General features: G+C 57.6%; 28 protein-coding genes. 1 reads left to right on the forward strand and 27 read right to left on the reverse strand.

Annotated elements, in window-relative coordinates:
- Positions 1-23: 23 nt before the first annotated feature.
- The 21 genes from EL234_RS07710 to EL234_RS07810 all read right to left on the reverse strand — a co-directional run bounded on the left by EL234_RS07710 (position 24) and on the right by EL234_RS07810 (position 16839).
- The gene (locus EL234_RS07710; protein ID WP_126416904.1) at positions 24-716 is read right to left on the reverse strand and encodes a hypothetical protein; all 693 of its coding nucleotides are present in this window, start codon (positions 714-716) and stop codon (positions 24-26) included.
- Positions 716-3268, reverse strand: a complete 2553-nt coding sequence (locus EL234_RS07715; RefSeq protein ID WP_126416905.1) for a phage tail protein — start codon at positions 3266-3268, stop codon at positions 716-718. The genes EL234_RS07710 and EL234_RS07715 overlap by 1 nt, the downstream gene beginning before the upstream one ends.
- A 221-nt stretch (positions 3269-3489) precedes the next feature.
- Positions 3490-3903, reverse strand: a complete 414-nt coding sequence (locus tag EL234_RS07720) for a hypothetical protein (RefSeq protein ID WP_126416906.1) — start codon at positions 3901-3903, stop codon at positions 3490-3492.
- An 18-nt stretch (positions 3904-3921) separates the two neighbouring features.
- Positions 3922-4521 carry a major tail protein gene (locus EL234_RS07725; RefSeq protein ID WP_126416907.1) on the reverse strand — a complete coding sequence of 200 codons (600 nt, stop codon included), beginning with the start codon at positions 4519-4521 and terminating at the stop codon, positions 3922-3924.
- Between the two features lie 13 nt (positions 4522-4534).
- Positions 4535-4888 carry a hypothetical protein gene (locus EL234_RS07730; RefSeq protein WP_126416908.1) on the reverse strand — a complete coding sequence of 118 codons (354 nt, stop codon included), beginning with the start codon at positions 4886-4888 and terminating at the stop codon, positions 4535-4537.
- Complete coding sequence (locus EL234_RS07735) at positions 4885-5319, reverse strand: HK97-gp10 family putative phage morphogenesis protein (protein ID WP_126416909.1); 435 nt, start codon at positions 5317-5319, stop codon at positions 4885-4887. Before EL234_RS07735 ends, EL234_RS07730 begins: the two co-directional genes overlap by 4 nt.
- Positions 5320-5322: 3 nt before the next feature.
- On the reverse strand, positions 5323-5652 hold the full coding sequence (locus tag EL234_RS07740) for a phage head completion protein (RefSeq protein WP_126416910.1): 330 nt from the start codon (positions 5650-5652) through the stop codon (positions 5323-5325).
- Positions 5652-5981, reverse strand: a complete 330-nt coding sequence (locus tag EL234_RS07745; RefSeq protein ID WP_126416911.1) for a head-tail connector protein — start codon at positions 5979-5981, stop codon at positions 5652-5654. Before EL234_RS07745 ends, EL234_RS07740 begins: the two co-directional genes overlap by 1 nt.
- Before the next feature lie 41 nt (positions 5982-6022).
- Positions 6023-7240 carry a phage major capsid protein gene (locus EL234_RS07750; RefSeq protein ID WP_126416912.1) on the reverse strand — a complete coding sequence of 406 codons (1218 nt, stop codon included), beginning with the start codon at positions 7238-7240 and terminating at the stop codon, positions 6023-6025.
- A 19-nt stretch (positions 7241-7259) separates the two neighbouring features.
- Positions 7260-8087, reverse strand: coding sequence for a head maturation protease, ClpP-related (locus EL234_RS07755; protein ID WP_126416913.1), 828 nt, complete (start codon positions 8085-8087; stop codon positions 7260-7262).
- A complete protein-coding gene (locus EL234_RS07760) occupies positions 8088-9410 on the reverse strand; it encodes a phage portal protein (RefSeq protein ID WP_241968986.1) in 1323 nt (440 codons plus the stop codon).
- Positions 9411-9487: 77 nt separating this feature from the next.
- The gene (locus EL234_RS07765; RefSeq protein WP_126416914.1) at positions 9488-9733 is read right to left on the reverse strand and encodes a hypothetical protein; all 246 of its coding nucleotides are present in this window, start codon (positions 9731-9733) and stop codon (positions 9488-9490) included.
- An 84-nt stretch (positions 9734-9817) separates the two neighbouring features.
- Positions 9818-11413, reverse strand: a complete 1596-nt coding sequence (locus EL234_RS07770; protein WP_126416915.1) for a terminase large subunit — start codon at positions 11411-11413, stop codon at positions 9818-9820.
- Between the two features lie 107 nt (positions 11414-11520).
- Complete coding sequence (locus EL234_RS07775) at positions 11521-11703, reverse strand: DUF6900 domain-containing protein (protein WP_126416916.1); 183 nt, start codon at positions 11701-11703, stop codon at positions 11521-11523.
- 171 nt (positions 11704-11874) lie between these two features.
- Positions 11875-12159 carry an Nmad4 family putative nucleotide modification protein gene (locus tag EL234_RS07780; RefSeq protein WP_126416917.1) on the reverse strand — a complete coding sequence of 95 codons (285 nt, stop codon included), beginning with the start codon at positions 12157-12159 and terminating at the stop codon, positions 11875-11877.
- A gap of 185 nt (positions 12160-12344) precedes the next feature.
- Positions 12345-12659 carry a hypothetical protein gene (locus EL234_RS07785; protein WP_126416918.1) on the reverse strand — a complete coding sequence of 105 codons (315 nt, stop codon included), beginning with the start codon at positions 12657-12659 and terminating at the stop codon, positions 12345-12347.
- 89 nt (positions 12660-12748) lie between these two features.
- The gene (locus tag EL234_RS07790) at positions 12749-13453 is read right to left on the reverse strand and encodes a hypothetical protein (protein WP_126416919.1); all 705 of its coding nucleotides are present in this window, start codon (positions 13451-13453) and stop codon (positions 12749-12751) included.
- Entirely contained in the window at positions 13450-13641 is a 192-nt protein-coding gene (locus tag EL234_RS07795; protein WP_126416920.1) for a cell division protein, read from the reverse strand. The genes EL234_RS07790 and EL234_RS07795 overlap by 4 nt, the downstream gene beginning before the upstream one ends.
- Positions 13642-13776: 135 nt before the next feature.
- A complete protein-coding gene (locus EL234_RS07800; protein ID WP_126416921.1) occupies positions 13777-15021 on the reverse strand; it encodes a site-specific DNA-methyltransferase in 1245 nt (414 codons plus the stop codon).
- Entirely contained in the window at positions 14993-16183 is a 1191-nt protein-coding gene (metK, locus tag EL234_RS07805) for a methionine adenosyltransferase (RefSeq protein ID WP_126417306.1), read from the reverse strand. The genes EL234_RS07800 and metK overlap by 29 nt, the downstream gene beginning before the upstream one ends.
- 83 nt (positions 16184-16266) lie before the next feature.
- Positions 16267-16839 (reverse strand): P27 family phage terminase small subunit, encoded by a 573-nt coding sequence (locus EL234_RS07810; protein ID WP_126416922.1) that lies wholly within the window; start codon positions 16837-16839, stop codon positions 16267-16269.
- 264 nt (positions 16840-17103) lie between these two features.
- Here EL234_RS07810 and EL234_RS07815 point away from each other — a divergent pair, with 264 nt between their 5' ends.
- Positions 17104-17916, forward strand: a complete 813-nt coding sequence (locus tag EL234_RS07815; RefSeq protein ID WP_126416923.1) for a hypothetical protein — start codon at positions 17104-17106, stop codon at positions 17914-17916.
- A gap of 181 nt (positions 17917-18097) precedes the next feature.
- Here EL234_RS07815 and EL234_RS07820 read toward each other — a convergent pair whose 3' ends face one another.
- The 6 genes from EL234_RS07820 to EL234_RS07845 form a co-directional block, all read right to left on the reverse strand.
- A complete protein-coding gene (locus EL234_RS07820) occupies positions 18098-18475 on the reverse strand; it encodes an HNH endonuclease (RefSeq protein ID WP_126416924.1) in 378 nt (125 codons plus the stop codon).
- A gap of 157 nt (positions 18476-18632) precedes the next feature.
- Positions 18633-19094: a hypothetical protein gene (locus EL234_RS07825; protein WP_126416925.1), complete on the reverse strand. Its 462-nt coding sequence runs from the start codon at positions 19092-19094 to the stop codon at positions 18633-18635.
- Between the two features lie 5 nt (positions 19095-19099).
- Complete coding sequence (locus tag EL234_RS07830; protein ID WP_126417307.1) at positions 19100-20470, reverse strand: DEAD/DEAH box helicase; 1371 nt, start codon at positions 20468-20470, stop codon at positions 19100-19102.
- Positions 20451-20729 carry a VRR-NUC domain-containing protein gene (locus tag EL234_RS07835; protein WP_126416926.1) on the reverse strand — a complete coding sequence of 93 codons (279 nt, stop codon included), beginning with the start codon at positions 20727-20729 and terminating at the stop codon, positions 20451-20453. The genes EL234_RS07830 and EL234_RS07835 overlap by 20 nt, the downstream gene beginning before the upstream one ends.
- 131 nt (positions 20730-20860) lie before the next feature.
- Positions 20861-23107 carry a phage/plasmid primase, P4 family gene (locus tag EL234_RS07840; protein ID WP_126417308.1) on the reverse strand — a complete coding sequence of 749 codons (2247 nt, stop codon included), beginning with the start codon at positions 23105-23107 and terminating at the stop codon, positions 20861-20863.
- Between the two features lie 5 nt (positions 23108-23112).
- Positions 23113-23544, reverse strand: a complete 432-nt coding sequence (locus EL234_RS07845; RefSeq protein WP_126416927.1) for a DUF7768 domain-containing protein — start codon at positions 23542-23544, stop codon at positions 23113-23115.
- Between the last annotated feature and the right edge of the window lies 1 nt (position 23545).

Genomic DNA, 23545 nt, shown 5'->3' on the forward strand with positions numbered 1-23545 from the left:
CGCAGACAAACAACAAAACGCGGTTACAGGGATCGCCAATTACCGGTAATCTCAACCCGGCTCACCCCAGCCCCGAAGGTGAACGTGTTGCTGCCTGGGGTAAGGCGTGGAAAATCACCGGTCAGTGCATCGGTTTGGATCCGGCCAGCCACGTGGGCGACCAGCCGCGCTGAGTCCAGCGTGACCTGCCCAGCAGGCGCACTCACCTGATACGCAGTGTTGTTGATGGTGAGCGTGAGCCTGCCGGTGCCATAGACGGTGATGATCGGCGCGGATTCAATCAGCCCTGGATTATTTACCTGCCCGCTCTTAGTTAACGTGACCGTTTCCAGCCCACTATCGAGGTAGGTAAACGGAGCACAGGTAAGTTCGACATCGAACATGCCCCAACTGGCTAGTTCGCGGCGCAGCGGAGAAACGCTGGCGTGTTTGATGTGTCGGAAAACCCCGGGCTCTCCCGACAGCCCGATAGTGGTAGCGCTCATTAATGCCACTGCTGCCTTGTCAAAGACATGAGTACCTTTGGTGAGGTTTATGGCTAGTGGCAGTGTGATGAGGGTGTCGTGCCAGCCGCCGAGCCGGGTGAGGGTGCCTGCCCGTCCAGCGACCTCGATATCTTCCACTACCCGCCGAGCGGCAGGGATCTCAACTAAGCCTGCGAGCCGCAGCCCCAATGACGCTGAACTGGTCGTGTGGTTGAGTGCGAAGCCTCGCATTAGATGACACCTCCGGTCAGCACGCTGTGATGGTTACTCAACCGGGCTAACTGACGATTCAAGCCAGGAGCCAGTTTGCCGACCAGCGTGCCATCGTTGAGCACCACCTTGATATCCAACCCTTGCAACACCCGTCGAGTGGTCTGGTCAACAACCGATGCCACATCCACCCCACTCCCACTACGGCTATCAGAGAACGCTTGGCTGGTGTGTGCCGTCATGGGCGCAAGTTCAATGTCGGGCACGCGCACTGGATCGACCGTGGTGGTGACTGGGACTGTGATGCCCTCAGTCAGCGTGGTCATGGCTGCGAGGGTGTCGCTTGCCATGTCGTGTGCTGCGTCCACGGCTTGTTTTCCGGTGGCGGTGATACCGTCGGCCAGCCCTTCGGTGAGCATGTGGCCCACCCAGGCCATTTCCTTGGACGGGGAGTGGATGCCGAAGAAGCCGAGGATGCCATCCCAAATATCGCTACACCAGCTGGAGACCTTGTCCCATAGCCATCCGGCAAGTGATTGGATGCCGTTCCACAGCCCGCGCACTAGATCAGCTCCGGCAGAGGCCATCCGTGATACGCCTCCTGCCAAGGCGCGCAGGATCGACTCCAACAACTGGCCCACACCACTAACGACGGTGGAGATGATCTGTGGTAGTTCACTAATTAGCGCGGTCAACAACCGCACCCCAGCCTTGGCGACTTGGCCTACCAGGCGGATAATCCCATCCACGATAGCCGAGACGATCTGGGGTAAGACCGCGACAATTGCTGAGATAATCTGTGGCAACGCATCGACGAGTGCGGTCAATAGCCGGATGCCGGTGTCGATCAGTTGCGGGATCGCTGCGACCAGAAAATCAATAATCGCCCTAATAATCTGTGGCAACGATTCGATCAACACCGGTAAGGCGGCGATGAGCCCTTCGGCTAGCCCCATGATTAGCTGCAACGCGGCATCAAGAAGCAACGGCAGGTTTTCCACCAGTGAGGTCACCAGCGTGGTGATCATCTCCACCGCTGCAGGGATTAACTCCGGCAACGCTTCGCCAATCCCAGTCGCGAGCGTGGCGATCACTTCAATCGCCGCCTCTAATAACAGTGGCAGCGCTTCAATCAGCGCCTCCACTAATGCGGTCACCAGTTGAACGGCAGTCTCCGCCAAGCTGGGTAGCACTTCGATGATGCCTTCGATCAGTGCGAGCAGGATCGACATGCCCGACTCAACCACCACAGGTAGTTGCTCGGCGATAAACGTTAACGCTTCTTGCAACACGTCACCGAGGGTGTCAAGCAAGGCGGGTGTGCCGCCTTGTTCGAACGCGGCCGTGAGCTCATCGACCCAGCCGTTGACCATCGGCAACACTGTGCCAGCAAGCGATTCTGACAGACCGGTAGCGAGCAGACCTTTCAGGTTTGCCACCCCGTCTTCTAGCGTGGCGAGCTGGCCAGAAAACGTTTTCGATTGGGCGTCCATCGCCCCATAAAACCGGCCACCCTCGCTGGTGGCGCTAGCGAACGCGTCAGCGACCATCTCGGCTGAGATCGCGCCTTTACCCATCTCCTCTTTCAACTCGCCGATAGACTTGCCGGTTTTGCGGGAGATTTCCTCTAACGGGTTGAACCCGGCGTTGATCATCTGATTCAGGTCTTGCCCGGTGAGTTTGCCCGTCGAGCTCATTTGCGCGAACGCCAGCGTTAACGATTCAAGTTTGACTGCATCGCCTTGGGAAATATCACCTAACTGTTTCAGGCGTAGCTGGGCCTCATCAGCCGATATTCCGAACGCCATCAGCGTTTGGGTGTTTTTGGCGAGGTCTTCCATCCCAAACGGTGTACGGGCAGCTTCCACCTTCAAATCGTTGACCAGTTGTTGGGCTTTGGCCTGGTCACCAAGCATGGTGGTGAAACTGGTGGTGTATTGCTCCATGCGGGCGTTGTATTCCACGCCGTCTTTCATCGCTGAAGCGAACCCTTTAGCTACCCCAGCAACAGCGCTCACGATGCCTTTGACCCCAGCCACGATGGCTTCAGAGGCCAGGTTGGCTTTCAGCACATCACCAAACGTGCGGGTCTTGCCCGCAGTGTCGTCGAGTTCGCCACCCAACTCGTCGACCGCGTCTTCGAGCTTGGAAGCGTCTTTGGCCGCATCAGCCGCATCATCTCCGGCCTCATCGGTGTGGTCAGCGAAACTGTCGAGTTGGGAGTTGTTGTCGGCGAGTTCTTTTTCCAGCCCGTTGAGCACCGCTTGGGCGTTATTGAGCTGGATCTGCCAGTTCTTCGTCCGCGAGTCATTCTCACCAAAGGAGGCAGCAGAATTATCCAAGGCTGCTCGAAGGGTTTCGATCTTAGATTTTTGGGCGTCGATCTCTTTCGACAGAACTTGATTGCGCGCCGTTAACGCCGAGGCAGACTGGTCGTTCTTATCAAACTGGGAGGCCACCAGCTTCATCTCGCTGCCGAGCACGCGCATCTCGCGGTTAATATCGGTAATCGCGCGCTTGAACTCCCGCTCACCTTCCAACCCGATCTTGAGCCCGAAACTGGAGTCAGCCATATCCGCACCTCCTTACACAATGCCGTTTTAGATGCCTGCGGGGATAATGTCGTCGATAAACCAATGCCTCACGGGTTCTGCCCGTCCGGTGTCGATCAGCCAACAATCCACTAGATCTAATAACCGTCCGAACACCATCAACTCCACTTCCACCAGGGGTAGACCCAGGTGGGCGAGCCCGATGTAGGTCAGGCGGGTGAACGTGGCATCAACGCTGCCATTTAGGCGTCCTTGGCCGGGTCTTTTGGGGCTGGCACCGTTTCGATTGCCCGCCTGGTGCCGTGCTGTAACGCAGCACTGATCGCCTGGCGGTAGTCAGCAATATCAGCCGGTACCGTCAACAACTCGACCGCCTCCACCGTCAGCTCTTCGCGCTGGTCATCTGGATGGGTAAGGTTGTGGATCGCGACCGACTGGTTCGCCAACAAGGTGATCAGCCAGATCACCTCACCGAGCGTGGCAGCGAAATCCTCACTGGCTTCTAACGCTTGGCCAAGGTTTTCTAGCCCGCCATAGCGGGCAGCGATCTGCCGGGTAGCGCGCGTGGTCAAAATCAGCTCATAGGATTGCCCACCAATCACCACCGACGAGTCACCTGCAGGCTGATTAGGCTGAGTTTGCTTTGTCTTTGCCATGAAAACTTCTCCTTTTGGTTAGCTGCTCGCCCGGGTCGTGGTAGCAGGTTCGTAGACCTGCTTGTACCAGTTGGTGATCGTCTCGGCCTTGACCCCAGGCCCGCCTTCGGTGACTTCGGCTTTCCACGGGTGACGACCTTTCGCGTCGGGTTTGTTACGGCGCAGGATCGTGCCTTCAATCGTCGGGGTGGAAAACGTAATCGAGTCAGCCTTCGTCGCCAGCGTGGTGGCAGGTAGCGCGAACTTGACCCGGTACAACCAAAAGTACTGGTATTTCCCGTTCGAGCGTGCGGCTCGGAAACCAATCGCCACCGGTGTGGTGTTATCTTCCGAGGTCGAGATCAACACCCCGTTAGTGTCAACGGTTGCACCAGTCAGCGCGGCAGCCACCTCTGTGCCCAGGTCATCCACCCCGAGGGTGAGGGTGCCGGATTTGAATTCTTTGACGATCTCGGATGCCCCGTCATCGGCATACAAGATCGCCTCAGCAAGCTCGACGGAGAGCTCGGCTGAGATTGCTTTCGCTAGCTGGGTGGGAGTGCCATAGGTTTCTGCCCCGCTGGCGGGATCCTCGGTGATGGTGGCGTAGTAGAGCTTGTCTAAACCAATTGTGGCCATTGATGTGTTCCTTTCATGATCGGTAGTGGGTGTAGGTGGCAATGTCGATGCTGTAGTGGTGATAGCCGGTATCGGGCTCGTAGCCGACGTATCTGCGTGCCGTGACCGTCAACCCAGCCTCCATAAGGGCGGCGGTGAGCTGGTTGCGTACGGGTAGATAGTTGGCTTTGGTGAACACAGAGATGCGGGCTTCTTCAACCTCGATGCCAGGTTGGTTGTCAGCAAACACCTCGAACACGTCGCTCAGGGGTGTCACCACGAGGTAGGTGTCGGGTGCGGGGCTGTCGGCGTAGATGCCTACTGCTAGTGGCAGGCCGAGCTGGTCGGCCACAGCTGTGAGGCGTTGGAGTAAAGGCGCGGTGGTCATGGTGCTATCTGGTTGATGGCTGCTGTGAGGGTGTGTTTCATTGCCTCGGTTGCGGGTTTGCGGGTTTGGTTGCGGGTGGGCGCTAGAAACGGGCGGGCGGCTTGGTTGGAGCGGCCGTGTTCGAGAACGTTGGCGATCAACGCATTCGACCTGCCATCAGACCGGTTTTCCGCAAACCCGACTTTCAGGTTGTACTCACCACGAGAGTTCACCTTCACTGAGGTCGTCCCTAACGCGGCCAGGAGTTGCCCGGTTGACCGCGACGGTGTGACGCCTTGTCCGATGGCGGCGGTCAGGTTTGCTCGCAGGCGCGGTTCAACCACGGCCGCCCCAGCTTTGAGTACGTCTTCAGCGGACGTGTCGACGATGGCACTTGCTGCGTCGAGAGCGTCGATGAACGCGGTGGGCAGTTTGATCTGAGCGCGTGCCATGGGTTAGCTCCCTTCAGCGGTGGTGTGGTGGGCGAGGATTTCGACATACCGTCCGAGTGTCTCCACGCTGTCGATCACGTAGCGGCCATCATGGGTAGCGATCTCCATCTCCTCGCTGATGTCCAGGCCGGGGATTGTTCGGATGCGGAACAAAACGGTGGCTTTCGTGAAGGCGGCTCGGTTAACCCACGCAGCCGACGCGTGGCGGACTTCCCGATAGGCCCTCACCGACGCCACAATCTGGTCGGTTGTCGTGGTGAACCCGGCCTGATCACGGACTGGGATGGGGGTGATGAGGTCGATGGTTTCATGCATGGAGCCGATACTGGCCATCAGATTTTCCATTCTCGATCAAGGCGCAGCAGAGTGTTGGCTGCGTTCCATACGGCTTTGGCTGCTTCGGGTTTGTCTGCCCAAAACCCTGCCGTCGAGCCATCACGGGATTCATAAAAATGGCTCGCTAGTAACACGATGGCTTGCCGGGTCGCTCCTGACATTGGCTGGTTGTCGTAGTGGCCATCGTCGAGGTGTTGGTAGGCCACCGCGTAGGAGGTGGCAGCTTCCACCAACGAACCAATCAAAGCGTCATCCTCATCATGAGCCACGATCAGGTTCGCCTTCACCAGCGCAACCAAATCGGCCTGCGGTGTGGGTGTGGACATTAGGCTGCCACCTCCTTTCCTTTCGCGGATGCCGGGGCAGGTTAGGCTCCGGTCTTTTGGGTGAGCACTTTGACGGCTTCTGGCAGGACGAGTTTGCCGTCCAAGCGTTGAGAGGCAAGGAATCCGACCTGGCCGGAGGTGGCGAATAGTTCGTTGAGGCGTTTGAACGAGCGGCCTTGCCGGTCAGCGATCCAGTAATAGCCCAAGTCACCGAAGGCGACCGTGCGCGCACCCGACTTGATTTCCGGCACGAACGCTGAGGTGTAGACCGGTTTGCCGAGGATCATGTCCGGGCTACCGGCAGTGAGCGCGGGCTGCCACAAATACTGGCCCTGACCGTCCTTGAGCTTGCGCACGGTTTTCACGGTGGCGTCGTTCATCAGCCACACTGCGTTCTTGCGATACGGTGCCCGCAGAGAATAGTGCAAGTCGATCAGCTCATCGGCCGTAATGTCCGTCGCCTTCGCCGCAGTCACACCTACCTGGCCGCCATGAGCGGTGAAGATACCGGTCGGCTGACCAGAGCCGGTGCCCACGAGGAAGGCTTCTTCTTCGGCCGCCCCGATCCGGCGAGCAAACTCTGAGGCCAAATAGCTCTCCACATCGAAGGCCGCATCATTGAGCAGCTCTTCGGAGATTTTCAGGAACGTGCCCAGCTTGAACGCGCTCAGCGTCACCTGGCTAAACACTTCGTCGGATTCGGTATACGGGCTGCCCTCATCCAACCAGCCTGCCGTGCCGCGTGTGGACACGACCGGGATTTTACGATCCCCGGACGTGGTTTGAATGACCTTCGCCAAACCGCGCATCACGTTCTGATCCGCGAGCGATTGCACCAAGGTGCGTTCAAACTCATCTGGTACCAGATAGCCGCCCTCAGAATCGACACCTTCAGATAGTGCGTTGCGTACCTCAAGCGGGCTGGCGTTGAGTCGCATCGCGTCCCAAAACGCGCGCTTATACGAGGCCGATGCTCGCCCTGTCTGCGGCTGGGAATCTTCCGTAGTAAGGCCAGGCATGGACGTCAGCGGCATGTGAGTGGCCCTGGCCAGCTCCGCGTCCCGACGCTCAGCGCGCTCACTACGGGCGATCTCAGCAGTGAGCCGTTCAATGTCAGCTTCCATCCGCGCATAGGTCTGATCGTCTTCGGCAGACAGGCAGCCAGACTCAGTATCACGGCGTTCATCAAGAAACGCTTTAGCTTTCTGCCATGCCTCGGCACGGCGGATGCGTAGGTCAGAAATAGTCACAGTAGACATAAGAGTTCTCCAATCAGGGTTAGTAGGGTTGATTCGTTAACTGGGCGTACAGGTCAACCACCCGCCGACCACAAGGCACAGCAGGTGGCGGGCTTTGGGGTGGTGATCCATCAGCAAGATGAGCGACGAGGCGTTGCTCGCTAGCACGGCGGGAAAACACCACACCACCCCGCATGTTCTCCTTAACCGGCAACGACTGTCGATGCTGGTCATCATCCTCATCAGGCGGGTCGGTTTCGTTGTCGTCGGCCTCGTCATCATCGGGGTCAGTGGGCTTAGTGGTGGTGCCGGTGAGGTAGTCATCGGCGAACCCCATGGCGATGGCGGCTTTCGCGTCCATCCAGGTTTCGGCATCCATCAACCGGGCGAGCTTGGCTCTCGACAGGCCGGTTTTGAGCTCGTAGGCGTTGATGATGGAGTCTTTGACCGCCTCCAGCATCGCCATGGCCCGGGCGAGCTCATCTCTATCACCGATTGCTAGCGTGGCGGGGTTATGGATCATCAACATCGACACCGGCGACATCGCCACCGTGGAACCTGCCATCGCAATCACCGAAGCAGCGGAGGCTGCGATCCCGTCAATACACACCCGCACCTGCCCCGGGTAATCGAGCAGCATGTTGTAGATCTGCGCGGCAGCCACCACATCCCCGCCCGGGGAATTGATCCACACCGTCACATCCCCAGATCCGGCGTTCAGTTCGGAGGCGAACAGGGCTGGGGTGACATCGTCGTCGAACCATGATTCTTCTGCGATCACCCCGTTAATACGCAAAACCCGGCCAGGATCCCCAGCCGGGCTATCAGTTGTGGAACCATCTGGTTCCCAGTTCCAAAACCGCCTCATCTATCTTTTCCTTTCACTACTGTGCTGTGCCGCAGCGTCATCGGGTGGCGGGCTAGCAGCATGGTCTGTATCGGCAGCCGGGTCTGTCGTGGTGGTGGCGTAGGCTCCTGCCATGGGGAGCGGGAGCATGTTGCCGTTGACCAGGTAGACGTCTCCGCCTTGGTCTTCAGGTATCCGGTCGAGGTTTTCTAACGCGCGGATATCATTCGCGCTCATCCACCCGTTCTGGCGGGCAGTGGCATACCCGTTCATCCGTGACTCGTAATCCCCACGCAACAAGCCTTCGACGTTGAACTTCACAAACACCGAAGGCTTCTCGCGCTCCGACAGCAGGGTTTTGTTGATGGCTTGTTCCCATCGGATCACCCACGGATCCAACGTGTACTTCACAAACTCCAACGACTGCTGCTCAATATTGCTGAAACTGGATTTGTCGAGGTCGCCGATCATGTGCGGTGGGATCCGGAAAATACGTGCGATCTCGTTGATCTGAAACTTACGGGTCTCTAAGAATTGTGCTTGCTCTGGGCTGACGGAAATCGGCGTGTATTTCATGCCTTCTTCCAACACCGCGACCTTGTTACCATTGCGGGCTCCACCGAATGTGGCCTGCCATGATTCGCGCACCCGGCTGGGGTCTTTGATCGTGCCTGGGTGTTCCAGTACGCCTCCTGGGGCGGCACCGTTAGCGAAGAAACTCGCGCCATAATCTTCGGTTGCTTGGGCGAGGCCGATAGCGTTTTTCGCCATCGCAATCGGCGAATAGCCCACCAGCCCATCAAACCCAAGACCTGGGATATGCAGCACGTCACCAGGGGTGAGCCGGACGCGTTCCCACTGGCCTGCTGGTTCATCCCACGAGGTTTGGTACTCGTAATAGAGCTGTTTGGTGTCCAGATCACGGCCGACCGTCATCCGGTTGGGCATGAGCGGATACAACCCGATCACTTCGCCTAGCCCGTTGCGGATCACTTGAGCAAACGCGTTACCCCATAAAAGTAGGTGCGTCATCAACGTTTCGCGGAACACAAAGCTCGTCATTTCCGGGTTCGGTTCATCGTGCAACAACCGGTACAGGCTGTGGTCGGTCGCTTTGACTTTCGATCCATCCGCCTCTCGGCGGTAAACGTGCAGCGGTAACCCGGCGATTGCTTCAGCTAGAATCCGCACGCACGAGTAGACGGCCGTCATCTGCATCGCGCTACGTTCGGTGACGGGACGGCCCGACGATGTCGGCCCAAATAAGAAGGAATAGCTAGAGCCGATAGCGTGATCGGTGGTTGTGCGGGTTTTGGTGCCGCGTAGCCAGTTCAGAAAGCCCATCTGTGTTCCTTCGTGACAATAAGAAGGCACCTCGCACGTAGCAGTGGGAGGTGCCCTGTGGTGGTCGTGGTGGCCGGTTAGTGTTGTGAAAAGTACACCTTGAGCTCTTCGACGATGCTGGCTCCGTAGGGATCGAAGACAATCCCGTGCTCGAGCTCTTCGGCAACAATCGCTTGGGCAAGATCAAAATGTTGATCAACGACATCCCAATCCAGGTCGGTTCTGTCAACGATTTCATCGGCGCTAGACAGGCAGTTGCTCCGCAGCTCGTTGAGAATCGTCATGAAATCGGCGTCGTTTTTGTACTGGTCGTAATTGATCATCAGGGCTCCTCAATGTCGGTTAGGTCGTCCTGTGACAACGATACGAAGAGCCTCCGACATTAATGTCGCCCACCAACATGGCGGTTAGAACACCAGCAGCCCACGAGAGTCATACACCGAGCTGTTCGTGTTGGTGTTGCCGCCTCTAATGGCGCGGTCTAAGGCCATGATGGTGGCCACGACGCCGTCGATTTTCTCGGTGGATTTTTGTTTGTCGGGTTTGATGTTTCCTGCCGGGTCGGTGCGTACGTGGATGTTGTCGACCATCCACGCGAGCACGGGGTGGCCGCCGTGGGCGAGCTTGCCTTCGAGGGCGAGTTTCATCAGTTCTTTGGATGGTGGGCTCATGTCTTTGAAGCCTTGGCCGAAGGGGACGACGGTGAAGCCTGCGTCGTGGAGGTTTTGGCTCATTTGTACCGCACCCCACCGGTCGTAGGCGATCTCACGGATATCGAACCGGGCACCTAACTGTTCGATGTGGTGCTCGATGTGCGCGTAATGGACGACGTTACCTTCAGTGGTGTCCAAGAAACCCTGTTGTTGCCACAGGTCGTAGGGCACGTGATCACGCGCCACGCGAAGGTCAAGGTTGTCTTCGGGGATCCAAAACCACGGCGCGATCTGGTATTTCTCATCCGATCCGTAGGGTGGGAAGACGAGCACGAACGCGGTGATGTCCGTCGTGGAGGCGAGATCGAGGCCGCCGTAGCAGGGACGGCCTTCCAGCTCGTCTAGATCGACTGGAGCATCGTTGTTGTTCCACACGTGCATGGGCATCCATCGCACTGATTGTTTTACCCACTGGTTGAGCCTCAACTGCCGAAACGTGTTCTCTTCGGCAGGGTTTTGCCGGGCAGAGTTGCAGGCGGCGCGGACTTTCTCGATTGGCACGGTGACCCCAAGACTGGGATTAGCTTTCGCCCAGACAGCTTCGTCTGTCCAGTCATCGTCTGGATCTGCTCCGTAGATGACCGGGTAGAACGTCGGGTCGTGCTTTTTGCCTGCGAGAATATCGTCAGCTTTTTGGTGCTGCTCATAGCAAATCGAGTGAGTATCGGTGCCAGCCGTCGTAATCAAAAAGTAGAGGGGCTGGGATCTGGCATCGCCTGATCCTTTCGTCATCACATCAAACAGCGCCCGGTTCGGCTGAGTGTGCAACTCATCGAAGACGACGCCGGAGATGTTGAACCCGTGCTTGGAGTACGCCTCAGCAGACAATACTTGGTAGAAGCTGTTGGTAGGTTTGTAGATGATCCGCTTCTGGCTCGACAGGATTTTAACGCGTTTGGAAAGGGCTGGTGATTGGCGCACCATATCTGCTGCCACTTCAAAGACGATGCTGGCTTGTTGCCGGTCTGCTGCACACCCATACACTTCGGCGGCCTGCTCACCATCCCCACACGTGAGCAGCAGCGCGATCCCGGCTGCTAACTCGCTCTTGCCTTGCTTTTTGGGGATTTCGACGTAGGCGGTAGTGAACTGGCGGTATCCGTCAGCTTTGACGGTGCCGAATAGGTCACGCACGATCTTTTCCTGCCACGGTAAAAGCGTGAAGGGTTTGCCTGCCCACCTTCCTTTGGTGTGGCGCAGGGCTTGGATGAACGCGACCGCATAGTCGGCTTTGCGTCGGTCGTAGGTGGAGCCTTCGGCCATGAACGGTGTCGGCGTATAGGCGGTCATGGCAGACGGTTCCTTCCAGTTGGGCATAAGAAAAGCCCCACGAGTTGGGGCGTGTCGTACGAGCGGTGCCCCATCCAGGTGATGGGGCTGCCGGGCTTGGGGCCGGGTTAGCGGGCCTGTTGTTGGCCGAGCTTGTAGGCTTCGGCGAGCATCGCTTTCAATCCCCAGACGCTGACTTCGATGAAGTCTTCGCTGTCGTTCATCCGCTGGTCGAGGTCGCCTCGGTTGGCGATCTCGAAGCTGTGGTTCTTCGCGATCTGTAGCAGCTGGTTGGCGGTTGTCTTGTTCATGACCTTCTCCTTTGTTCTCGTTTGGTCATGTATATACAGCCATACCTGCCAGGCTATATCCAGTCGTATTCGCCCTGATCAGGGGCTATTTTTAGCCAGATACATCACTAACGGGCCACACCGCCAGACAGGTTATTGCCTACCGGGCGGTGTGAACGGTTGGGTGAGCGTTTAGATGTGGGTGAGCGTCCAGGCAATCGCGTGTCCGGCATCAGCAAACAAGTGGTCGGCTTCGGTAACTAGCTCCAGGCCGCATTCGTTGAAACCGCGCGTGTCTGGGCCGAACCCGTTGATTGGTTCTTCGATCAGCCGGTAGACCTGCGCGTTATTGCCGAAGCCTTCGTCCTTCGTCCAGGTAGCGAAAGTGGCGAGCACGTAGTTGCCGTGGGCGAGGACCGCCCCGTAGGAGTCAACCCTGCGCTGGAGTTCTTCGGTGGTGATCTTCGTTGTGGTCATGGCTGTCATTGTCCTTTCCGGTGTGGTTTCGTTATGTATATACAGCCATACCTTCCACGGTATATCCACTCATTTTTGGCTTATTTTCAAGGAAAAATAGTGGTCTACATCCCTCAGATTCACGAGCGTAATGACAAGGAAACCCCTGCCCGGAGCAGGGATAACCTTGCGGCCAGATGCCGGGATTATCGGGTCATCCGATAGGGTGCCAGGCTAGCAGCGTCGAGCCGCTCGACTAGGCTCGCCATGATGGTCGCCTGCTGGTAACCATCGACCACTCTGCCGATCTCATCAGGTGCAAGTGGGCCGTAGGTGGTGGTCTGCACCAGCCACTGACCGGTTGCCCACTCCCGCGTCATCGGTGGAGTGTAGGAGGCCGGGTCGGTGGGGATCAGCTCAATCCGATTCGCATCGGGGTTGATCTCGATGATCGTGTAACCCAGCTCTGCTGCGCGGGCAATCAACCGTTTGGTGTTCTCTTGGCTGGTGGTCGTGGTCATGGCTGCCGGTCCTTTCCCTGAGGTGTGCCGTGTGTATATACAGCCATACGTTCGCCCACGTATCCAGTCATATTCACCCTGATCACCGCCTATTTTCCATGTGATTGTGCGATGTCTCGTTCACCGCTGGGTGGGGTGCGCCAGGCACTATCACCTTCCAGGTTGGCTAGGAGCACTTTCCGGGTGGTCTTGTGCTCAGGGCCGATACAGCCCAGCGAGATGAGGAAGCAGCGCATCGTGTACTTATCATTACCCGGCACGGGCGGTTTGCTACGAATCCGGGTCGCGGTCGCTGCCCGGTCGCATAATGCCGTGATCAACCAGGCCGCCGCCTCGCCTACTTCTTTACTCGGCATGGTGGCAAACCACGGGAAGACCACCGTGTCACAGGTGAACTCCACCGGTGTTGCCTCAATCTTGAGTGCGCGGGCGATCAGGTCACCTTTCGCGGCCAACAAGGCGCCCAGGTTGGCGCGCGTACGGCTCGTCCACCCATCAGCGGGCACCACGACCGTCAGCCCAATCTCGCCCGCCTCACCGGCGCTGGTGGGCGCCGTCGTGCCGCTAGTCGTTATTGTGGTGAATCCGGCCTGCGCAGCTGCCTGGCGCACCGCCTTGGCGTCCACGCCATCAGGTAGCGTGAGTGTCCAGTGGCGGTCGAGTGTGGCCTGACCGATCTGGTAGGCAAATGATGGCGTCCCCGCATAGACCGCCGCTACGCCGAGCAGGTTGGCGATGGTGCCAGTGAGTTTCTTACGGCCTGCCTCATGCGGTTCAAAGGTGATGGTGGTCATGCCGCCACCACGCCTTCACCGTCGAACCAAGAGAAAACCAAGTCGAGATAGCCGTTCGGATCCCGTTCGATCAGCCTAGGTAAGAGCCGGTAGCCGCGCACCTTCGCTTCCTGGTAGGCCTCGTCGGTATCGTAGATGTTGATGCCTGCTTCGATCAGCTCACCGATTTCGATATGTAATTCGCTCATGACCAGTCCTTTCATCATGTTTGCCCGCCAGCCAGGCGGTTCTTGGTCATGTACATACAGCCATACGTCGCACCTGATATCCACTCGTTTTTCGGCTAATCCACAGCGAAAAACGACTGGTCGTGATCGTTGGGGTTAGTCGCGTTCTACGTCTTTTACGACGTCGAGGTACGACAGTTGCCTACCGTCGCGGTGGCAGGTGATCCCGGCCGCGTCCCCGGTGTGTTCGGCGTAGCGGCGCAAGATGACGCTGGCGTATTTTTCGTCTAACTCCATGCAGTAGGCGATGCGGTCGGTGGCCTCACAAGCCATGAGTGTTGACCCGGAGCCTGCGAACGTGTCGAGCACGATGGCGTTGGCTTGCGTGGAATTGCGGATCGGGTAGGCCAGCAAGTCCAGTGGCTTCGATGTGGGATGATCTGAGTTCTTCCGGGGTTTGTCGAAGTTCCAGATCGTGGTTTGTTTGCGGTCGGCATACCATTTGTGTTTACCGCCTTGCTTCCACCCGAATAGCACCGGTTCGTGCTGCCACTGATACGGGCTCCTGCCGAGCACGAGGGAGTCTTTGACCCAAATGCAACACCCAGACAGTTTGAATCCTGCTTGGGTAAAGGCTTTACGGAAATTCAAGCCCTCAGTGTCGGCGTGGAACACATACGCCGACCCACCTTTTTCCAGGGAGGTGTTCATGTTGGTGAATGCGGCAAGCAGGAACTCGTAAAACGCCGAGTCCGACTGCTTATCACCTTTAATCTTGAGACCTTCGGATGATTCAAACGCCACGTTATAAGGCGGATCAGTGACCACCAGATTGGCCTGCTTACCACCCATCAACACAGCAACATCATCCGGATTCGTGGCATCCCCACACACTAGGCGGTGCCTGCCCACCGTCCACACATCACCCCGTTCCACAAACGAGGCCGCTTCAAGGGCTGCACTCAGATCAAAGTCATCATCGGCCACGTCATCATCGTCGAGGGAACCGATGAGGGTTTGGATTTCAGCATCATCAAAACCAGTCAGCTCCACATCAAAATCACTGGCATCCAGGTCAGCGATCAGCAGTGCGAGTTTGTCCTCATCCCACGCCCCACTGATCTTGTTCAAGGCGACGTTGAGGGCTTTTTCGCGGGTTTCGTCGAGTTCAACGATCACGCAGTCGACTGTGGTGTGGCCGAGGTCTTCGAGCACTTTGAGTCGCTGATGCCCACCGACCACATTGCCCGTGGTCTGGTTCCAGATGACGGGTTCGACATAGCCGAACTCGGTCAGCGACCGTTTGAGTTTTTCATACTCCGCATCGCCTGGCTGGAGGTCTTTACGCGGGTTATAGTCAGCAGGCTTCAGTTCACTGATGGGCATGGGTTTGACCAGCATGAGTGGTCACCGCCTTTCGTAGTGAGTCAATATGGCTAAACGCGTCCTCCCAGCGTTGCCCCGGGTAGCCGAGGCGCCCGTAAGTCGAATAGTTCGCGTAGCCCGGTGCGCGCAGACGCAGCAGGTCGATGATGGCTGCTGGGCGTAGCGGGAACACGTCTCGTGCAGCAGCGGTGAGTAGCCAGTCTGGGTGCTGGCCGGTACCGAACGTGTCAACAGTGAATGCGACCGGGTCAGCTTTGCCAATCGCATACGAGACCCCGACCTGGCATTCTTCAGCAAGGCGTGCGTCAACAATGGTTTTAGCGATCAGGCGTGCCATGTAAGCGGCTGACCGGTCAACCTTCGAAGCATCTTTACCCGAGAAGGCACCACCACCATGACCAGCCAGACCGCCATAGGTGTCAACCATGAGCTTGCGACCCGTCAGCCCCGTGTCAGCTTTCGGGCCACCAACCGTGAACACTCCAGCCGGGTTCACCAACACCTCCGTGCCAGCATCAACCGGTAGGTGGGGTCGGCACGCTGGCGCAACGATCAGCGATTTCACCTCAGCTGCCAGCTCGTCGAGGTCTTTGTCAGCCTCGTGCTGGATGGACACCACCACCGTCTCCACGGACACCGGGCTGCCCGTGTCGTCATAGCGGACGCTCACTTGAGCCTTACCATCCGGTTTAATCCCAGTGATGATTCCTTGCGTGCGGGCTTTGTCTAGGCGGTGGCACATTTCGCGGGCTAACACCAGCGGCAACGGCAAACGCTGCGGGGTTTCGTTGGTGGCATACCCGTAAACAGTGCCCTGGTCACCCGCCCCTTGTAACGCGAACGCGGTATCATCACCGGCGTGCGCTTCCAACGACCGAGCAACCCCTGCTGCAATATCCGGTGATTGGCGGCGTACCCACACAAAGACAATAAACCGCCACGGACGATAACCCGCCCGCAGTAGCGCGTCCCTTACCGATTGGCGGATACGAGGACGCACCGTCGACGAAATCTCACCAGTGACGATCACTCGGTGACCTGAGATCATCACCTCGACCGCCACCCTAGCTGCCGGATCATCCAACAGCACGTCATCGAGAATCGTATCGGCAACCAGATCACACAGCTTATCGGGATGGCCGATACACACAGCCTCAGCAGTTTTCAACACAACCAGCACTTTCCTTTCATCAATAAGGCCACACAAAAACGCCTGCCCCTAGATGGACAGGCGGAAAGAAGTTAGAAACTATCGGCGGGTTAGGAGCGGGCTTTGAGAAGCTGCTCCATCACCTCATCACCAGGCGCAGCACCGGAGTAATCAGTGGTGCATGTGGCGCGGACGATCTCGTAAATCTCGTACCAATACACATTCGCCTGCTTACCAAACGACTGCGACATGGCAACGAACGGCGAGGCGATGGCGGCACCGGTGGTGGGGTGTTTGCCCAGCAGGCCGAACTTCGAGATCGCTTGCTCACATTGCACGTAGCGTGCGAAAGCCTGCGCATAGGCTTCAATCAAGCGGGGTGCCACGAACTGTGAACATCCGCGCTGGTCGAGCCATTGCCAGGTTTCCCGATACACGATGTCAGCACCCAACGGTTTACCGTCGCGCTGGATTTCTGACAGGTAGTCAGAGGGTTCGGGCATGGTCTCACCAGCAAGTACCGCGCCTTCGCCAATATCGGATCCTTCAAAATCGAAGGGCTGGTTCAACGGATCCTCCAGGCGAGTAGCAGGCAGCCCCTTCGCAAGCTTGTCATTCAACGCATCTGGCTTCGCCCCCGCCCGCACGCGCCGTCCGCCCCGGTTGGTTCCGTCTCTGGCCACTGATGATCCTCCCTTGTCTGTTGGTATCTTGTGTCGCGGCCAGTCCGGGTATTTTGAAGATGTGGTTACTGATCGTCGGATTGATTTTTTCGCCTCAGAAACATGCGGTGCGCAAGATGCGATTACATTTTTCAGGTCGATTGGGAATGGCTCGACCTTTGGTCACAAGGTTCACGTTCGTGTCCCAAGTGTGACGAACCGTCTGATTCTGAGGACTGCGCCCGACCGTACATCTACGATTACGAACCCGTTCTCAACGACGACGTGCTTCGCTCACAGGCTTGGTTCCATACAACCCATATCGAAAACTGGCCACCACGTGATTATGATCCGATATCACAATTGGCTCCAGATTCGATCCCTAGGCTGCGACGCCAGATCAACCTAGATCAGTGGGCAGCCCGGCAAAAGACTAAAGCATTGCATCTTGGCACTTACGAGTCCGCCGTCCACAACGTTTATCGACGGATAGGAGATCAACGCGATGGCGGTAAACCGATCTATCTTTACCGCGTCGCACTCAGAGACGATGTAGTGATTCGCCCAGATTGGGTTGTTGACCCCAGTAAATTCGGCGGCGATATTCAGGCAGATGCCGTGTGCCGCGACCCGGAAACCGTCGCTAGGTACGTGAACTACCACGAAGACCCCGGCAGTATCTCGCTAGCCATCAGACCAGAAGCAATCCGCGCAGTCCAAGAGCTGCCTGTCCTATCAATTCCGACCAGCGACGTAGAGATCAACCAGATCGTTAGCCGACTCAACGAGGCGACACAGCGTCCACTTTTACCCAAACAGATGATCGGCAGGTTAGAACTGAAATCTGACCGTTCACCTGTCATCGCCGAGGCAAATGAAATAGTTCAGGAGAAAACTGAGGGGTTGCCTTGGCCGTTAAGAGATCATCTTCGCCATGGCGCGTTGGAGAGCTTCGACGAGCAAGAGCCTGGTGACTGGGCGCACTGGCTGTTAACCTGTCTCAGCCTCGTCTATCAGCCCGCCAGGGTGATGGATCTCCTTAATCGAAAACCATGGCGAATCATCTTTGAAACCGGATCGGGTCAATACCCCGTTTGATTCCAAATTTTTCTGCGCGGTTGGCCCCGCCCGCTGAGGAGCAGAAAGGCCGTAGAGATCGCCACCCCCTTACCCCCTTGCCAGGCGCACCAGGATCGCCCCTGTCGGGCGAACACGCCGCAGGTGGGCATCGTTGAGGTTGGGCAAACTGGACGCGACAGGGGGCGACGTGTGCGATCTACTAGTAGGAATAGACCCTTGGGGCTTGCCGCCATCGGTCTCCATCAAGAGCTGACTGGCGGGAATGGCACGGCTTGCACAGTGCTCGCAGGTTCGCCTCATCATGGGTGCCGCCATGCTCGAGCGGCATAACGTGATGGACTTCTTGAGCGGGCGTGGTGTGGCCACGCTCGAGGCAGCCTTCGCACAGTGGGTGTGCTGCGATGTATCGGTTGCGGATCTTTCTCCACCTGTGGTCGTAGCGTTTGTTGATTGCGGGGTCACGCTGATACTTGCGGTAGCGGGTGTCTTCTGCTTTCGCGTGGGCTGGGCAGAACCTATCGTGAGTGAGTTCTGGACAGCCGGGGTGGGAACATGGCCGCTTTGGTTTCCTTGGCATCCGGCTCACCCGCTTTCCACGAAAAGCAGCGACCCCCAGACTGGCTACCGAGAATTCGTCTGGGGGTCGCTGTTCCTACTTTTCAACCACTTACTAGGCTAGGTGGGCAAAACCGGAAATGCATCCGGTGTTTGTGACACCTTTTAACGCCAGCCTTCTATTCGAGCCTTCCGTACAAGGCGTTAGCTAGCCTGGCCACTGCTCGGGATTTCTTCTGATAAGCCGTGGAGCGTTCGACGTAGAAGTGGTCGCACACCTGGTTGACGGCGTCTTCTTGTGGCCCATCACCAAGAAAGAACGCTTCTAGCACGAACCGGTCGTCTTCGGAGAGCAGGCCCCAGGCTGGTAGGAACCAGTCCATGTATTGGCGGGCTTGGCGTTGGCGTTCGGCAAGCAGGTCGATCTTGTCGAGGGTGGCGGCGATCCGGTTTTCGGTTGCGTGCGGGTTGGCATGGCGTGGGGTGCCATCCATGCGCGGGCTTGCAGGCGTAGTCAGGTCGGCGCGCAGGTCGTCTGCGACGTGGCTGGTTTGTTCGGCCAGGTGCTCCATGACAGGGAAATCCTGCAGGGCGGCGATTGCTGCCTTTCTTGTGTCGAGGTATTTGGTCATCACATGCATTGCGTTCACGCCTTTCTGGTGTGGTCGGGTAGGTGTAGTTCGCTGGTGACCGCGTCAATGAGCGCGGATTGGGTGACGTCTTTATGTTCGAGTGCTGCTAGGACTGCTTCGTCGAGCGTGTCCTGGGCGACGAGGTGGGTGATCGTGACGGGATTTTGCTGGCCTTGTCGATGTAGGCGGGCATTCGTCTGCTGATACAGTTCCAGGCTCCAGGTCAGCGAGAACCACACCAGCAGGCTCCCACCGGTTTGCAGGTTGAGTCCGTGTCCGGCAGAGGCCGGATGAATCAACCCCAGGCTGAACTCGCCTGCATTCCAGGATTCGATGTCAGCCGATGTGGTCAGTGGCCGCGCGTGTGGGAAGCGCTGCCGGATGCGAGCCAGGTCGTGTTGGAACCAGTACGCCACGAGGAGGTTTTGTCCGTTGGCTGCTTCCACGAGGTCTTCGAGGGCGTCGAGTTTGGCATCGTGGACTGTGATCGTCTCACCGTCACTGTTGTAGATCGCCCCGGAGGCCAGCTGTAAGAGTTTGCCTGACAACGCGGCAGCGTTCGCGGCATCAATCATCTGTCCGTCGAGGTCTACGACCAGTTCGTCGCGAAGCTGGTCGTAGACTTTCCGATCCCGTGCTTCGAGGATCACGTTGGTGGTGGTGACCGTCAGTTTCGGTAGCTGCAGGTGGTCGGTGGTTCTCATCGACAACGTGATATCTGAAATCGCTGCGTAGATGTCGTCTTCTGCTCCCGGCCTGGGCTTGTAGGTGAAGATTTGTTGTCCGTTGCGTTTATCGGGAACGAACCAGCGGTTGCGGTAGCCGGTGATAAACCGGCCGAGGCGTTGGCCTTCATCTAACAGCCGGTACTGGGCCCACAAGTCCATCAGCCCATTCGCCGCTGGTGTACCGGTCAGGCCAACAATCCGGCTGATTTTCGGGCGCACGCTAGCCAGGGCTTTGAACCGCTGCGCGCGCTGGTTCTTAAACGAGCTCAGTTCGTCGATGACGACCATGTCAAACGGCCAAGCGTTCCCGAGCTGTTTGACGAGCCAGGGCACGTTTTCGCGGTTGATCACCGTGACCATCGCCTGCCTGGCTAAAGCGTTGATTCGTTCAGTTTTGGTGCCGACTGCGACAGCGACCGTCAGGCCCGATAGGTGATCCCATTTAGCGGCCTCGGTGGGCCAGGTGTCGCGGGCTACTCGTAGTGGTGCGATCACCAGTACTCGGCTGGCTTGGAAGGAGTCCAGCACGAGGTTCCAGATCGCGGTGAGCGTGATGACGGTTTTGCCCAGCCCCATTCCGAGCAGGATTGCCGCCTGCGGGTGATCTTCGATGAACTGCGTGGCTTGAGCTTGGTAGTTATGCGGCTGATAGCGCATCACGCACCTCCTCAATCCCTGCACGCGAATCAACAACATGCACGCTCATCCCGTGGTCGCGAAGTTGTTGGATACGACGGCGCTGAATCGGGCGCGGGGAACGTCCAGGTGCTTTAAGTTCCACGAACACGATGCGTCCGTGATAGATGCAGATGCGGTCTGGTACGCCAACGGTGCCGGGGCTGACGAGTTTCCAGCACAGCCCGCCAAGCTCATCAACGGCGTGTTTGAGGGCTTGTTCGATGTGTTTTTCGTTCATGTCACTCTCCGAATGATTTATGGAGGGTGACGGGGGTGTCATGTGGTTTCCTAGACTTCTATAGAGGTAGTTATTGTTTTTCTCTTAAGAGAAGTCCAGTAGCACCTGACACCCCTGTCACCCAAGGGCTGTTAGACAAGGAACTCACTGATGAGTTCAAGGCCATCGATCATCCGCGCGTTTTTTGTGCGACGACGGCTAAAACCGCCTTTGTCGATAGCGGCGTAGAAATCAGCTGCCGAGCGGACGTATTCGCCGCGCGCTAACGCCCATCCACGGTATGCCTCGTAGACCGCGCCCGATTTCTCTGAGAGTCCTGGCCCGGTCTGGCAGCATTCTTCGAGGAAGTGAGCGAACCAGTCGTTGGCTGCCCGATATTTCTCGGATGCTTCCAGCACGCATGGGGGCGGGTTGAGTCGGTAGTCCTCTGCATGGATGAGGTGAGCGCCTTCCATAATCCATGCCAATACCGCACCGCCTGCCTGTTCGAACAGGTGGTCGGCGTAGTTCTTGATGTCTTTGTCTGGTTTGATGGTTTGCTCGAATGGGATCACGATGAGCCGTCGCCAAATACCGGTGTCCATCGCACCGACCCTGGGTAGGTGGTTGGTGTATAACACCAGTGTGTGGGAAGGGGTGAAGGAGAAGGGGTCTTTATATTTCTTCTCTGCGGCGATTTTGTCGGTCGACGCTAACTGTTTGGTTGATGAGGTCGACAAGCGCACGCCCTCGTCGTTCTCGCCAGCAATCAGCAAACGTCTGGCTCTGGTTTCAGCCATTTCGTGCTTAGCGTTGTTTTTCTTCCCTGCGATCAGCACTTCGGCCGAGATGGTTTCTGAATACGAGCCGAGAACACGTGCGATGGTGTTCCAGAACGTGGATTTACCGTTATTGCCATCCCCGTAAGCAATAATGAGTGCTTCGATTAGTACCTTGCCGATAGCAGCGAGCCCGCACACGCGTTGCACGTATCCGATCAGTTCTTTATCTCCACCGAATGTGACCTCCAGGGATTCCAGCCACATGTTCATCCCGGTGGTGGATGGGTCGACGGCGGTTTGTTTGGTCAACCTGTCGCCCGGGTCATGGTCGTGCTTGTCTCCGTCACGTAGGTCGTAGGTTGCCGTGGGCGTGTTGAGCAGATAAGGATCGGCGTCAAGAACCTCGGGGTTGATCAGCGCGAGCGGGCGGGCCTGCCGCATGACAGCTAGGATTGCGCGATCTGAGCGGCATTTGTAAATGAACTTCACCCATTCTTGGGCTGCGACCATCTCGTCGTAGACTCGTTTCTGATCTGGGTTGAAGGCCGCTAGTGCTTTGGCCTTACTCATCGCAACCAGCATCGCTGTGACACCAAGATCGCCAGCGCGTGCTGTAATGTGGTCGAGTTCGGCGTGTGCTTGCTCAAGTTGGCGAGAAGTGAGTTCTTGAACAACGTGTTGGACTTTCGGCTCGTTCTCCTCCCACACACCACCGTCGTAAGCCATCCACGCTGTAGCTGGTGAATAGCAGATCCGATCCGCGTATTCTCCGGCCAGTACCGTCGCTTGCCCCACATCAGTGAAATCATCAGGTCGCAGGCTCGTCAGCTCCGCATACGCCTCGGGCGAGAGGTAACCAGGATCAGCTGCCACCTTGGTAGCAAACCGGCATGCCGAGCTCCAGATCGACTCCAACTCCGAGGCGGATAAGGGCGGCTCGCACAGGGACGCTTTCTGGTCGAACAAGTCCCGAGCCTGCGCGCTCTGCCCGTAGCGGATCAGTACCCGCCCGGCGAACCTCGACAAGGTGGCATTGCGGGAACCTTCCCCAATCGCCTGAGTGGAGGCATCAAACGCGGCGAACACGTCACGTTCATCAGCGGCATCCAACCACGCATCAAGCAACATTTCGCCCTCATAGGCGGTGACCTCAGGGGCCAGGTGCCCGTAGATGAACCGACCCGCATCCAAAGCCTGCGTATCGAAAAAGGAATACCTGGCGGCTAGACGACGCTTTAACCCCGCATACTGATTGGCGTCCGTCACCGCTGCTATCGGGAAGTAGACGTGAAAACGCGGCCTCGCCGATAACACACCCTTCGGTCTCATGTCATTGCGGGACGTGGCAGTCATGAAAGCCACACCCGGTAACCGGTCAGCCAGCCCGTCTGGGGTGACCCACTCGTCTGAGTGATCGGTGTGAGAGTTATCAACGTCCATGACCACGCAATCCGAGGCCACGAAGTTCGTCGAAGAGCGTCGCCCGCCTTGGTATTCGGCGACCACGTGATCCAGCCTGGCCACTTTCTCTAACTCACCGGCACTCGTGACAGCGTGTTTGTTCGGGTAGTAGGCGTTGTTTTCTTGACCCGTCACATTGGCGGTAAACATCGTCATCGTCTTCACAGGCTGACCTCCTCAAAAGCCTGGTCAAAATAGAAAATCGGTATCTCAAGATGGTGCGCCCACTCGATCTCGAGACGCATGCCCGCTGACACGTGCCCCGTGTACACCCAGACTTCTTCGCACTTCGACAGCAAAATCCGGTTAAAGAACATCGCCAGATCACGCTGCTCGGGATCGGCGTCGTTCATGAACTGGGGAAACAGCAAGTGCGGGGCGAGCGGGATCTTGCGTCTCTTTACCGCATGAGAGCAGAACTCTCGCGCCAGGTTGACGTTGGCTTCAGCATCACCCGAATACGGTGAGCAGATGTAGGTCAATGGCCGGTAACCATAGGCCGTGCGCTGGATATTCTTTAGTGCTTGAAACACGGTCGGATCCGCATAGCCTTCGATATTGCGTGGCGATAATCCTGTAAGAGTGGCGTGCATG

This window comes from Trueperella bialowiezensis (genome assembly GCF_900637955.1).
GTDB lineage: Bacteria > Actinomycetota > Actinomycetes > Actinomycetales > Actinomycetaceae > Trueperella > Trueperella bialowiezensis.

What these genes read in the sequence shown, in the direction of transcription:
- EL234_RS07725 (WP_126416907.1), bottom strand. Translation starts at nt 4,521, where the DNA reads ATGGCCACAATTGGTTTAGACAAGCTCTACTACGCCACCATCACCGAG.
- EL234_RS07795 (WP_126416920.1), bottom strand. Translation starts at nt 13,641, where the DNA reads ATGAGCGAATTACATATCGAAATCGGTGAGCTGATCGAAGCAGGCATC.
- EL234_RS07770 (WP_126416915.1), bottom strand. Translation starts at nt 11,413, where the DNA reads ATGACCGCCTATACGCCGACACCGTTCATGGCCGAAGGCTCCACCTAC.
- EL234_RS07785 (WP_126416918.1), bottom strand. Translation starts at nt 12,659, where the DNA reads ATGACCACGACCACCAGCCAAGAGAACACCAAACGGTTGATTGCCCGC.
- EL234_RS07780 (WP_126416917.1), bottom strand. Translation starts at nt 12,159, where the DNA reads ATGACCACAACGAAGATCACCACCGAAGAACTCCAGCGCAGGGTTGAC.
- EL234_RS07750 (WP_126416912.1), bottom strand. Translation starts at nt 7,240, where the DNA reads ATGTCTACTGTGACTATTTCTGACCTACGCATCCGCCGTGCCGAGGCA.
- EL234_RS07745 (WP_126416911.1), bottom strand. Translation starts at nt 5,981, where the DNA reads ATGTCCACACCCACACCGCAGGCCGATTTGGTTGCGCTGGTGAAGGCG.
- EL234_RS07825 (WP_126416925.1), bottom strand. Translation starts at nt 19,094, where the DNA reads ATGCATGTGATGACCAAATACCTCGACACAAGAAAGGCAGCAATCGCC.
- EL234_RS07820 (WP_126416924.1), bottom strand. Translation starts at nt 18,475, where the DNA reads ATGCCAAGGAAACCAAAGCGGCCATGTTCCCACCCCGGCTGTCCAGAA.
- EL234_RS07845 (WP_126416927.1), bottom strand. Translation starts at nt 23,544, where the DNA reads ATGCACGCCACTCTTACAGGATTATCGCCACGCAATATCGAAGGCTAT.
- EL234_RS07760 (WP_241968986.1), bottom strand. Translation starts at nt 9,410, where the DNA reads ATGGGCTTTCTGAACTGGCTACGCGGCACCAAAACCCGCACAACCACC.
- EL234_RS07730 (WP_126416908.1), bottom strand. Translation starts at nt 4,888, where the DNA reads ATGACCACCGCGCCTTTACTCCAACGCCTCACAGCTGTGGCCGACCAG.
- EL234_RS07740 (WP_126416910.1), bottom strand. Translation starts at nt 5,652, where the DNA reads ATGGCCAGTATCGGCTCCATGCATGAAACCATCGACCTCATCACCCCC.
- EL234_RS07715 (WP_126416905.1), bottom strand. Translation starts at nt 3,268, where the DNA reads ATGGCTGACTCCAGTTTCGGGCTCAAGATCGGGTTGGAAGGTGAGCGG.
- EL234_RS07710 (WP_126416904.1), bottom strand. Translation starts at nt 716, where the DNA reads ATGCGAGGCTTCGCACTCAACCACACGACCAGTTCAGCGTCATTGGGG.
- EL234_RS07765 (WP_126416914.1), bottom strand. Translation starts at nt 9,733, where the DNA reads ATGATCAATTACGACCAGTACAAAAACGACGCCGATTTCATGACGATT.
- EL234_RS07735 (WP_126416909.1), bottom strand. Translation starts at nt 5,319, where the DNA reads ATGGCACGCGCTCAGATCAAACTGCCCACCGCGTTCATCGACGCTCTC.
- EL234_RS07775 (WP_126416916.1), bottom strand. Translation starts at nt 11,703, where the DNA reads ATGAACAAGACAACCGCCAACCAGCTGCTACAGATCGCGAAGAACCAC.
- EL234_RS07755 (WP_126416913.1), bottom strand. Translation starts at nt 8,087, where the DNA reads ATGAGGCGGTTTTGGAACTGGGAACCAGATGGTTCCACAACTGATAGC.
- EL234_RS07840 (WP_126417308.1), bottom strand. Translation starts at nt 23,107, where the DNA reads ATGACGATGTTTACCGCCAATGTGACGGGTCAAGAAAACAACGCCTAC.
- EL234_RS07800 (WP_126416921.1), bottom strand. Translation starts at nt 15,021, where the DNA reads ATGCTGGTCAAACCCATGCCCATCAGTGAACTGAAGCCTGCTGACTAT.
- EL234_RS07720 (WP_126416906.1), bottom strand. Translation starts at nt 3,903, where the DNA reads ATGGCAAAGACAAAGCAAACTCAGCCTAATCAGCCTGCAGGTGACTCG.
- EL234_RS07835 (WP_126416926.1), bottom strand. Translation starts at nt 20,729, where the DNA reads ATGAACGAAAAACACATCGAACAAGCCCTCAAACACGCCGTTGATGAG.
- EL234_RS07790 (WP_126416919.1), bottom strand. Translation starts at nt 13,453, where the DNA reads ATGACCACCATCACCTTTGAACCGCATGAGGCAGGCCGTAAGAAACTC.
- EL234_RS07830 (WP_126417307.1), bottom strand. Translation starts at nt 20,470, where the DNA reads ATGCGCTATCAGCCGCATAACTACCAAGCTCAAGCCACGCAGTTCATC.